The organism is Myxococcus sp. CA051A (assembly GCF_013336705.1).
Taxonomy (GTDB): Bacteria; Myxococcota; Myxococcia; order Myxococcales; family Myxococcaceae; genus Myxococcus; species Myxococcus llanfairpwllgwyngyllgogerychwyrndrobwllllantysiliogogogochensis.
In genome coordinates this window covers 501,502-512,669 of sequence record NZ_JABUMS010000009.1, presented here as the reverse complement: position 1 = coordinate 512,669, position 11,168 = coordinate 501,502, and the positions used below count along the sequence as shown (strand labels likewise).

General features: G+C 66.8%; 10 protein-coding genes. 7 read left to right on the top strand and 3 right to left on the bottom strand.

Annotated elements, in window-relative coordinates; translation table 11 throughout:
- Positions 1 to 481: 481 nt before the first annotated feature.
- Together HUA74_RS27045 and HUA74_RS27040 are read right to left on the bottom strand one after the other, a co-directional pair.
- The gene (locus HUA74_RS27045) at positions 482 to 1,312 is read right to left on the bottom strand and encodes an HAD family hydrolase (RefSeq protein ID WP_174456851.1); all 831 of its coding nucleotides are present in this window, start codon (positions 1,310 to 1,312) and stop codon (positions 482 to 484) included.
- A gap of 14 nt (positions 1,313 to 1,326) precedes the next feature.
- Positions 1,327 to 2,769: a metallophosphoesterase gene (locus HUA74_RS27040; protein ID WP_174456850.1), complete on the bottom strand. Its 1,443-nt coding sequence runs from the start codon at positions 2,767 to 2,769 to the stop codon at positions 1,327 to 1,329.
- 536 nt (positions 2,770 to 3,305) lie between these two features.
- On the opposite strand from HUA74_RS27040, the gene HUA74_RS46890 reads away from it, so the two are divergent.
- The 7 genes from HUA74_RS46890 to HUA74_RS27005 are packed head-to-tail and all read left to right on the top strand — an operon-like array spanning position 3,306 to position 9,650.
- Positions 3,306 to 3,896 (top strand): DDE-type integrase/transposase/recombinase, encoded by a 591-nt coding sequence (locus HUA74_RS46890; protein ID WP_174456849.1) that lies wholly within the window; start codon positions 3,306 to 3,308, stop codon positions 3,894 to 3,896.
- A gap of 6 nt (positions 3,897 to 3,902) precedes the next feature.
- Positions 3,903 to 4,952 (top strand): hypothetical protein, encoded by a 1,050-nt coding sequence (locus HUA74_RS46680; RefSeq protein ID WP_174456848.1) that lies wholly within the window; start codon positions 3,903 to 3,905, stop codon positions 4,950 to 4,952.
- Complete coding sequence (locus HUA74_RS46675; protein WP_174456847.1) at positions 4,934 to 6,208, top strand: hypothetical protein; 1,275 nt, start codon at positions 4,934 to 4,936, stop codon at positions 6,206 to 6,208. The genes HUA74_RS46680 and HUA74_RS46675 overlap by 19 nt, the downstream gene beginning before the upstream one ends.
- Entirely contained in the window at positions 6,205 to 6,816 is a 612-nt protein-coding gene (locus HUA74_RS27020; RefSeq protein ID WP_174456846.1) for an isoprenylcysteine carboxylmethyltransferase family protein, read from the top strand. Before HUA74_RS46675 ends, HUA74_RS27020 begins: the two co-directional genes overlap by 4 nt.
- Before the next feature lie 7 nt (positions 6,817 to 6,823).
- On the top strand, positions 6,824 to 7,804 hold the full coding sequence (locus HUA74_RS27015; RefSeq protein WP_174456845.1) for a fatty acid desaturase: 981 nt from the start codon (positions 6,824 to 6,826) through the stop codon (positions 7,802 to 7,804).
- Complete coding sequence (locus HUA74_RS27010; protein WP_174456844.1) at positions 7,801 to 9,030, top strand: CapA family protein; 1,230 nt, start codon at positions 7,801 to 7,803, stop codon at positions 9,028 to 9,030. The genes HUA74_RS27015 and HUA74_RS27010 overlap by 4 nt, the downstream gene beginning before the upstream one ends.
- Positions 9,031 to 9,032: 2 nt before the next feature.
- Positions 9,033 to 9,650, top strand: a complete 618-nt coding sequence (locus HUA74_RS27005; RefSeq protein WP_174456843.1) for an iron-containing redox enzyme family protein — start codon at positions 9,033 to 9,035, stop codon at positions 9,648 to 9,650.
- A 65-nt stretch (positions 9,651 to 9,715) separates the two neighbouring features.
- Here the strand turns inward: HUA74_RS27005 and HUA74_RS27000 are convergent, their stop codons facing one another.
- On the bottom strand, positions 9,716 to 10,333 hold the full coding sequence (locus HUA74_RS27000; RefSeq protein WP_174456842.1) for an ankyrin repeat domain-containing protein: 618 nt from the start codon (positions 10,331 to 10,333) through the stop codon (positions 9,716 to 9,718).
- Positions 10,334 to 11,168 lie beyond the last annotated feature (835 nt).

Here is an 11,168-nt window from a genome sequence, read left to right as displayed (position 1 = left end):
ATCGTCCACGGCGGGAACTCCTCGGCTCCCCTGCCAGGGGGAGACCGTCTCGGTTGGTTTCACCGAGGAGCTTCCCTCTTTCACGCTCATCCCTGCTCGCCGACTACACACTTATAGGGACACGACCTCAGCTCGCTCGCCTCGAACTCCTCCACCAACTGCGTCCACTCATCCTGATTGGGTCGTCGCATGCCGGAGTGAACCGGCGAATCCACCCCGGTTCAGGACGCCCGCTGTCGGTCGGTTACGGACGCCCGACGTCGGTCGGTTACGACGAATCCACCCCGGTTCAGGACGCCGGCCGTCGGTCGCTTACCTCGGCTCCCTCCCATCAACCCGCTCACGCCCAGGCTTGCGACCACCGCCAAGCCCAGCTCCTGGCCGCCCTCAACCAGGACGGCAGGGCGTTCACCGGACGGATACCGAAATAATGGGGAGCCACGAAAACGTGGCCTCTCACTCAAGGGAAATAGTGATGACGCTACAGAATGCCCAGTACTTCAGAAAAATTCTGTATTGTCCGATCAGGGCGCACTTGGCGCGCATCGCGCCGCAGTTGCGTGTCTCGCGCAATATCCTCATTCGTCCAGTGCGTAATCTTGACGAGTGTACTCCACAGACTGGGACTGTAGCGCGTGCCGTATTCCGCCCAAACCGCAGTCACTCCTGCTGACTTTGCCATGAGAATGTCGCGACTGAGGCTGTCACCAACGTAGAGCACCTCAGAGGGTGGCACACCCTCGCGCTCGCAGATATCTACCAGCAGCCGAGGGTTAGGTTTTCGTTCACTGCGCGGAATCGACTGCACAACTCCGCTGGACTCCAAGACCAACATTTCTCTAGTGGGCGGCAGCGGGATTGCGGGCTCAAGGGCGTAAAGTCGGCGAAACAGAGGAAAGATCCCGAGCTTTTCCAATCGAAAAACAGCGTTTACGGCTAGTGCTTCGGTGTGTCCAATCACTGGGATTCCAAGTTGCCTTAGTTTCATCAGCGTTAATTCAACGCCGTCGTATAGCTGAAGCTCTTTATGACGCGACGAGTTGAATGCATGAAATGCCTTGTCGAGGCATCTTATCTTCTCTTCTCTGGATAACGAGCCAAGTTGCCGCTGAAGCGTTGGTAGATCAAGTACGGCAAACGGATATTCGGAGTCACCATACTTCTGATGAACCGCCTGGAATTCATTGAAAAGAGTGGCTGCATCGATGTTCAGAATCACCGACAGTTCAACAGCCATTGCTTCGAATGCCTTCGAGAAAAACGAGACCCAGTCGTAGAGGGTGTTGTCAAGATCCGTAATTACGAGTTTCAATGGGTGCTCCTCATCTATTCCTGAGCGCGATCTGTCCGAGCCCAAATGCCAATGCAGAGTCGACCCGACACCTTGTCCAGTGAAACCGGAGCACGCCAGAGTGGCGCTGGGTCAAAGGCACTCCCTGGTCGAGCTCTGAAAGGATGAAGTTCGATCGAGCCTGCTCCGATGCGCAGGAGATTGAAATGGGCGAACTGATCGGGTGTGTCAACCGAGCCTGCCGTTCCTCCGCCAACAACGGTCATCCGACCAAGGTGTTCTCCCCTTAGGTCGATATTGGGGAGTTCATATACCTCGGACTGCCATAGGAATGGCTGATGTCGATGTCCGTGGAGCGCCAAACGGACTCCTGCGGCACTTGCGAGTCGCTGAATTCGAGGCGCATCGAGTGCCATGCCGAATCCTCTGTAGTACTCTGCTTCATGCAACATGTTTTCAATGGGGACAAGATGGTGGTGGAGAATCAGTAGTCTAAGCGCCAAGCCCGACTCGGATGTCCAACCAAGCCCCTCTCGAACTTCGGTAAAGCCTCGCTCCTCGATTCGGCCGACTCCTGCCAAAAACTCTTTTCCGGTTGCGAGCGATGTTGAATTGAGAGCGCAGACGTCGACGAGAAAATTGCCACCGAGAACGTACCGACGCCCCATGCAGAGAGTTACGTGTGGATCGTGTCCAAAGAAGGCCTTGTAGAAGTTTTGATAGTTCACGATAGCGGCTGCGGGAGGAACATCGAGTTTTGCTCCTTCCGTATATGTTTCGGTCTTTGTCCAGGAGATGTCGTGATTGCCAGGAACAACAATCACATGTTCTCTTCCGATACCAAATCGGCCGAGCAGTGTCCAAATAAAGCCTGATGCCGCTCTGAATTCGGCTTCGAGGGCGGAGAATGTCAAGTCGCCACTAATTACAATTAGGCCAATTTTCTTGGTGCCAACCGCTGCCAATATTTGCTGCGCGAGAGTTGGTCGCCCGTCATCTGGTTCCGTCTCAAGACGCCAGATGTGCTTGTTTCGATTGGGGCCTACCGAAAAATGAGGATCTGTAATATGGAGAATATGGTCCCCATGAGCCAAAATTGGAGTAGCAGTGATCGGGGCCGCCGGTCCGGATGAGGCGGCGATAACCGTCTCTTCAGGATCAGTACCTTGCCGAAGGCGTACTTGCCAGATGGTGGTGTCCATCGCCCGCAGTTCATTCCCATCGATGATGGCTTTCCCTTTTAGTCGTGAGAGCAGGCTGGGAGTATAATTTGGGAGGGGTGGCGGCTCTGCGTATGACCATTTCTTGAACAGCGGGGGGGTATATTTTTTGATTGTGGTGATCCTTAGCCATGCACGACTAAACGGGCTGTCTCGATAGTACCTAGGGATGAGCTCTGATTCATCCTCAGGCACATCGACGGTGATGCATTCGTCGTTTTCGATTTCGGGCGAGATGATTTTTTCGACATAGGCCATGTATATCTTATCCGTGCCAGAGTCGAAGAGTCCGACCCAGACACCCCGATCTGCTTGGATTTTCTTGCTTAGGCTCTGCCAGATATTTAGGCGAGCGTCCTCTTGTGGGCGCTTCCACCAACCCCACCAGCAGGCACCCATGCGCGTGATGGTTTCCTGGTGGGCATCGATCGTGCTAGCAATGAGGTCTCGGAACCTAAAAAGATAATCGAAGGGCTGACTGTCGGGATCTCTTGGTAGAGCAGGTTTGCCTCGTCCTTTGGCTTGCCGCTGCACGCGAGAGGTTTGTTTCTTGGCTGGAGCTGAGCGCGATGCCATTAGTGTGCTCGTGAGTTGTGAGTGACTCGTGAACTTGACAGGCAAACGATTGCTGTTTCGGACTTCACTATAGGAAATTGCGGACGTTCCCGCTAACCCGAGGCCCCTTGCCGCGACGTGACAAATGCGGCGAGGCTCCTCACCGGGAATGGTGAAAGCAGGAAGGCCCTGCTCGATGCCGGCGATGCGGGCGGCCTCGAAGGGGCGGCCATCCACCGGTGAGCGACAGGCACCTGACGCTCAAGGCGCTGGATATGGCGCTGCGCCGTCGCTGTCCGGCCCAGGGACTCTTGCACCACACGGACGAGGGGAGCACATACGCCAGCGCGGACTACCAGCACGTTCTGGTCCAGCACGGCCTCGTCTGCAGCATGAGCCGACGCGCCAACTGCTACGACAACGCGGCCATGGAAAGCTGGTTCAGTACGCTGAAGAACGAGCTGGGAGAAGTCTTCGAGCGCGCCAACGATGCGAAGGTGAAGCTGATCAACTACATGAGGTCTTCTACAATCAACAGCGCATGCATTCGGCAATCGGCTACGCTGCGCCGGCCGAGTTCGAAAGAGCAGCGGCGTAGTCAACCTGTCCATCGAACCGGATCACTCCCACGCTCTCCGCGCCCTCGCGTGACGCCGGGCCCCACCAAGGGCGCCGGGAATGCACGGCCGGGCAGGCGCTTGCCGCCTGTGCAGCCGAGCACTCCACCTTGTGTAGCGGGCTGCACACCCGCCGGGGGCGCGGGGCGGCGGCCGGGCCCATCTCCTCGGAAGGAGGGGGCTTCCCGGCTGGCCCTGTTGGTGCATTGCTGACACTTCATGTGCCGGGAACGCGCCGCCCCCCCTTTTGACGGCCTTCGCGCCGCCCAGCCCAGCGAGCACACCCGCTGGCTGGCGGAGCCCGATGAGCCCGCGCTGCGCGAGCTGCTCCACGCGCGCTACGCCGGGAGCTACTCCTACCGCTTCCTCCATGAGCCTGGAGGGGCCTCGCGGCTCTGGAGGGCCGGCGTCCTGCTCAGCCTGGGGGAGTTCGACGCCCAGGGCACGCTCCTCTGGCACACGGGGCTGTGGTGCAAGCCGGGGCGGGACTCCCTGGACTCGGGGCTCTCCATGGCCCTGCCCATCCGGCGCACCGCCATGGACCGCTCCGAGCACGAGCGGCTGTGGAGCCACCTCCGGGAGCTGCTCAAGGCGCGCGTGGGCTTCCTGCACCAGCAGACGTCCACGCTGCACCTCATGGCGCAGCGCTACGCGTCGCGCTTCATGCGGGCCGTGCCAGTGGGCCTCATCGTCGACTACACCGAGGGGGAGAGGCTGGTGGGCGTGGAGGGCTCGGGCCTGCCGATGCAGGCGCTGGCGATGACGACGGTGCTCGCGCCGCTGCCTCCGCGTCGGCGCTTCCTGCCCGCGGGGCCGTGGGGGGAGTGGCTCGCGTCCATCCTCGCCGCCTCGGGCCTGCCGGGGACGGTGGAGCTGACGCCGCTTACGCGCCGCCCTCGCGCTGGGGGCCTCGTGCCGCGCCCGCTCGACTGGAATGAGTCCCTGCGGCTCGAACGGCGGGAGCTGGTGGGGCCCGCCTTGGAAGGGCAGGGGGCCACGGCGCTCCCGTCCTCGCGGGCGCGCGTGGACCTCGTCCACCTGTCCATGGGCGAGCCCCAACGGGTGGCCGAGGCCACGCCCGTGCTCCTCGCGGCGGGCTACCTGCCGACGGGCCTCCGCCCGCGCCTGGACGCGCCCGACGACATCGTCTTCCAGCACCTGCCGGCGCCGGAGCGGGCGCGCGAGGCGGTGGGGCGGGCGCGGCTGGACGGCGAGGCGGCCCGGGCCCTGTGGAGCGGATGGGTGGAGCGATGCGCGCGAACTTCGTAGACACGCTCCTCGCGCGGCTGGACGGCGAGGTGGCCACCATCTGGGCCACGGTGCTGCTGCGCATCGACGCGCGGCCCGACGTGGCGCGGCTGCGCGGGGCCTTGCGCGCCCTGGTGCGCGAGAGCGAGCGCCTCAACGTGGCCTGGGACGACGCACGCGGTGCGTGGGTGCCCGCGCCGCGCACGGACGAGGCGGTGGACGCGGCCCTGCTGGAAGGCGCCGAGCCGCTGGACGAGCCCGAGGCGGTGACTCGGGTCATCAACACCCGGGTGGACCTCGCGAGGGACGTGCCGCTGCGGCTGCACCTCCACCCCCTGGCCGATGGCGCGCCGGGCCCGTGGCTGCTCGCCATCCAGCTCCACCACGCGATTGGGGACGCCAAGGCGCTCGCCCACCTGTTGGAGCGGCTCTGGCTGCACTGCGCGGGGCGCGCGTCGGAGTCGCCCCCGCTGGGCCCCTCGACGCTGACGGATGGCAAGGTGCTGCTCGCGGCGCTGCGCGGGCCGGGCAGGGTGCTGGGCCTCGCGAGCCCCCGCCGCCGGCTCCTCGCACCGCGGGGCCTGGGCCTGCGCCGCAGTGGAGACACCGCGGGCGGCTCGTTGATGGCGACGGCGCGCCTGACACTCCCGGCTGGCCGCACGGACGTCCAGGCCTCGGAGGTCTTCTTCGCCGCGCTGCTGGCGGGCGTCGCGCTGCGCGAGCCCACGAAGGACGGGCTCATCCGCCTGCGGGTGCCGGTGGACCTGCGGCGCATGCTGGGGCTGGGGCGGATGCTGGGCAACGGCTGCTCGACGGTGCCGCTGGAGTTTCCCCTGCGGGAGGTCCGCGCCCGGCTGGAGGACGCGCCCGCCCTGGCGGCGCTGGTGCGCGAGGCGCTGCGGCGCGTGCTCGACGAGGGCGTGCACTGGACGACGGCGCTGGAGTGCATGGCGGTGGCGCGGCTCGCCCCGGGGCCCGTGCTGCGGCGCAACGCGCGCCCCGGGCTGGTGGCCGAGCCCCGCACCAACACGCTGGTGGCGACCTACCTGGGGCGGCTCGACAAGCACTTCGTGGACGCGCCCTTCCGCATCCATTCCATGCGCAGCCACACGGCCACCTGGGGCGCGACGGGCCTGGCCTGTGGCGACACGCTCAACATCAACACGGCGACGTTCGAGGGACTGTGGACCCGGGGCGAGCTGCGCGACTTCACCGAGCAGCTCGCGGGCTGGGCGTCCTCGGGCTTCGGCCTTCCGGCGGAGGTGGTGGGACCATGAAGGGGCTTCGCGACGCGCCCGCGCTCTACCTGGGCTTCATCTCGCTGCACCTGCTGCTGGGGCACCTGGGCGCAAGCCTCGTCTACCGCCTGCGCTTCGGCCGAAGCCCGCTGGCCTACCGGAGCACCGGGGCCGACTCCGCCCACACGCGCCTCACGCGGCGCATCAGCGGCGCCTCGCTGGTGTGGGCTGGCTCGGTGGTGGCGGCGGCGCTCTGGCCGCGCTGGTCCGAGCTGCCCTGGGGCCGGCCCCTGCTGGCCCTTCGGCCGGAGGTGGGCTGGGCGCTGGGCGTGCTCGGGCTGGTGGGCATGCTGGCGGCGCAGTACGGCATGGGCGCGACGTTCCGCATCGGCGTGGACGCGGGGGAGGCCCCGCCCGTGCTGCACGAGAGAGGACTCCACCGCTCCTCGCGCAACCCCATCTACGTCTTCTCCTACCTGTACCTCGTGGGCGCCTCACTCTGGGCTCCGTCGCTGGTGACGCTCGGGGCGTGCGCGGTGCTGGGGGGGCTGTTCCACGGGCTGGTGCTCCAGGAGGAGCGCTACCTCTCCGCCCGCCTTGGCGAGGCCTACGCGCGCTACCGCCAGCGCGTCCCCCGCTACCTCTAAAGGCCCCATGCAGCCCACCCTCGCCCCCGTCTCAACTTCACCCGCAGCCCCCGCCGGGCCGGGCCCCTCCCGCGACGAGCTGGTGGAGTTCTTGCGCATCCGCCCCGCGCGGGCCCTGGGCATGGCGGCCCTCCACCTGGGCGTGTGGGGGCTGGCCGGCGTGGGGCTCGCGCATGTCAGCGGCTTCTGGCTGAAGCTGCCCCTGTGGCTGCTGGCGGCCCAGGCCGTCATGGGGCTCATCCAGCTCGACCACGACGCGTGGCACGACACCCTCTTCACGAGGCCCTGGCAGAACCGCCTCTTCGGCAACGGGCTCAGCCTGCTCGTGGGCATCGCCTACGAGCCGATGCGGCACGACCACCTCGCGCACCACCGCTGGAACCGCACCGAGAAGGACCCTGACGCCTACAACGCGGGCCGCCGCTCGCCCGGGCTGTGGGCCCTCTTCTACTCCACCGTGCTGCTGGGCCTGCCGCTCAGCCTCGTCTACTTCAACGTCCTCTACCCGGTGCAGCACTTCGACGCCGCCCGCCTGCGCCGCCATGCGCTGGTGCTGCTCGGCTACGGGGCCTTCTACGCGCTGCTCTTCTGGCTCCTGGCGGGCCACGGGCTCCTCGGGGGCGCGGTGGAGTGCTGGCTGCTGCCGGTGCTCTTCGCCAGCCCCCTCAACGGGCTCAAGTCCATCTCCGACCACCACGCCAACGTCTGGCGCGGCGACCGCTTCCACACCGCGACGACGGTGCGCGGCACCCGGCTCGTCACCTTCCTGTGGAACGGCCTCAACCACCACCTGGACCACCACCTCTACCCGCGGGTGCCCGGCTACAACCTCGCGCGGCTGCACGCGCGCCTGCGCCCGGAGCTGCTCGCGCGCGGGGCCCCCGTCTTCGACAGCTACCTCCACGTCATGTGGCGGGCCCTCCTGGCCGGCCCCATGGTGGTGGAGGAGGACGTGCGACTCGTCACCCTGGAGCGAAAGCGCCCATGAACGCCCTGCGCCGGCTGTACGCGGACATCCGCTACGAGGACGGCCGCTGGCCGCTGTCCCGGTGGGACCTCAACCTGCGCTACCTCACCAAGAGCCTCCTGCACCTGCCGGAGCCGCGCTCGGCCGAAACCGGGGAGCACTTCGCGCGAGTCTCCCGGCACCTCGCCTCGGGGAGCTGGCGGCACGCGGGCGCGCCGGAGCTCCGGCTGAGCGCCGTGGGCGACATGATGTGGATTCGCAGCGGCTTCCACCGCGCCCTGTCTCCCGGCGTCCGGGAGGTGATGGCGGGGGACGCGGTGGCCTTCGCGAATCTAGAGACGCCGGTGGACCCGGCGCGGCCCGTGCCCCGGCTCGTCTACGAGACGCTCCACTACAACGCCCCGCCGGACTACCTCGCGGCCTGGGAGGGCACGGCGCGCCACCGCGTCTTCTCCCTCTGCAACAACCACGCGCTCGACCAGGGCGCCGAAGGGCTCAAGCGGACCCGGGGGACGGTGCTGGCCTCCTCCCAGCACCGCTGCGTGGGAGGCCCCCGGCCGGAGGACGCGGTGGCCGCCCTGGAGGTGGACGGGGTGCGGATGGGCATCGCCGCCGTGACGTATGACATCAACCACCTCGTGGGGGCGCCGCCCGCCGGGGTGCCGGTGACGCGGCTGGGCAGCCCCCTCCACGCGCCGGACTGGACGCGGCTGGGCGCGCTCATCGACGCCGCTCGCGCGGTGGGGCCGGACCTGGTGGTGCTGATGCCGCACTGGGGCTTCGAGTACGAGTACTGGCCCGAGGCCCTCCAGCGCGAGCACGCCTGGCGGCTCATCGAGCGCGGGGCGGACGTCCTCCTGGGCTCCTCGCCGCATGTCCTCCAGCCGGTGGAGTGGGTGTCCATCGACGGCGCGGACGCCACCTGCCCCACGCAGGTGCGCCGGGGCGGGCCCGCGCGGATGGGGCTCATCGCGTACTCGCTGGGCAACTTCCTGAGCATCATGCCCACGCTGGCGTGCCAGACAGGGGCCGTGCTGAAGCTCGCGCTCGCCCGGGACGCGCGGGGCGTGCTCCAGCCGGTGGATTTGCGCGCGGTGCCCACCGCCTGTGGACGGGGACTCGGAGGGGAGGGGTTCCTCGACGCGGGCGTGGTGCGCCTGGACGAGCTGCCCCGCGAGCGGGCGGCGCCGCACCTCGCGCATGCCCGGCGGACGTTGGGCGCGCTGCTTTCGGACCGGAGGGACTGAGGATGTCGTCGATTGAGGAGCAGTTGGAGGCGCTCACCGTCGGGATGGCGCGGCAGGTCGCGAGCTGGCTGCCGGCGGTGACGCCAGAGCGCTACGTGGCGTTCCTCGACATGATGTACCACTACACGCGGCGCAGCGGAGACCGGCTGCGGCTCGCGGCCGAGCGCGCCACGCTCCCCGAGCTGAAGGACTTCTTCGCGGAGCTGGCGGAGGACGAGCAGTCGCACTACCTGCTGGCCAAGGCGGACCTCGCGGCCTTCGGGCGCGAGCCCTCATCCGACACGCCTCGCGAGGTGGCCGACTTCCACGCCTTCTGGGAGGGAATCGGGCCGGAGCGGCAGCTCGCCTTCCTGGGCGCGCTGCGCGTGCTGGAGGGCGTGGCGCGGCACCTGGGCGGCGAGGCCCGCCAGGGGCTGGGGCGGCTCGGGCTGGAGCGGACGAAGGCGCGCTTCATCCTCGTCCACCTCGACGTGGACCTGGAGCACGGCGCGCGGGCCCAGGCGCTCTGCGCGGCGCTGGGGGCCGGGCACCCGGAGCCGCTGCTCGAAGGGGCCCGGCGGGCCGCCGACTTCTGGGTGGCCATTCACCGCGCGGCGCTGGCCGGCGAGGCGCGGCCCTGAGCGGGCGCGTCAGCGTACGGAGAGGACGACAGCGTCCCTCTCCGTCTGAACCTCACGTACCTGCGTCACGACCGTCGGCGTCCAAGAAGTTCAAGAATCCTGTCCCACGTTCGCGGATCGTGCTCTTCACGAGGTGGCAGTTTGGCGAGCGCGGTTTCGTTGTACTCATCAACCGCCCGCGGATCCGCCCCTTCCGCCATCAAAAGCTCGATGATGGGAACGTTGAACTTACGAGCGGCCATGCCGAGCGGCGTCAATCCGCGAAGTCCTCCCCACTCGTCCATCGTTCGTCCAGCACCATGGCGCAGGAGCAGCGCCGTGAGCTCCGGATGCTCATGTTCTACGGCCAGCTGCAAAGGTGACTCATGCGTTGATCTGCGGACGTTCGGATCCGCGCCTGCTTCGAGAAGCACCCGTGCGACCTCCAGCTCCGGAGGTTCCATGGCGCTGAGGAGCGGCGTCTCGTGATGATGGGCATCCCATTCGTTGACGTCCGCACCGTGCTCGATCAACAGCTTGATGAAGTCAATCGTTCCCCCAACGCCCATCTGGCCGATGGCGACATGCAGGGGTCGCCAGCCATCTTCCCTGGGCAGATTGGGGTCTGCACCGCGAACCAGCAGCGCACGAACACGCTCCAGATCATGCTGGACGATGGCCTCGAACAATTCGGATGACAGCATTGGGCTCGGCAATGCTCGCCTGGGTGGCGGAAAGGGAATCGTGCATCGACGGGCGGTTTTGTAACGACTCTCCTCCGCGCTGTCGACACCCTCCTTGTTGGGGCACCACCTCCGGCCCCTGTGCCCCCTGCCTCGATGCGGCCGAGGGTCTCGACGGGGCACCCGCCTGCCCAGGCCGCGCCCCCATCAGGTGTGTGGCGGGAGCCTGGACCTGTTGGCGCCTCTTGAGCCTCAACGAGGGCGCTCGTCTCCCAATCGCCGCTACCGCCGCCCTGGCGGGCCCCATCATGGGGTCCTTCATTGGGTATGAGCTGTCTCATGCCGCCAATAGCGCGACACCAGCGCCGTCGGAGGTCAGCGTGCTTCCGTCGGTGGCGGTGTCTCAGGGTGGAATGGCGTTGGGGCTGGGGGGCCGCTTCTGAGCTCCTGACCTGACGAGCCGCCGCTCGTGATTCAACGCGGCACCGAGCTGTCCTCCAGGCTCGGGCCGTGGTGCGGTGCGTCGACCTGGTGTGTGGGGATGTCGCCGTTGGCAGGTGGGACGGAGGCGTCACTTGAGATGCGGAACAGAGGACCTGGACGACCTGCTATCCTTTGAGGCGCTTCAGCCGTGAGCGAGTTGGAAGCCGCTGTCATACCAACCTGGGAGGGGACGATGCTCTGTTCCGCGAAGAAGGCTGTTCAGGTATTGCTTGCCGTTGTCACGGGGGCGGCTGTGTCGTTCGGAGCCACGCTGGCGGTCGCAGCGCCCGCGGAGCCGCTGTCCTATTGTTCTGGCAATTGCGTCAATGAGTGCATCGAGGCGGGCTTCGCCTATGGTCGATGCTCTGGCGAT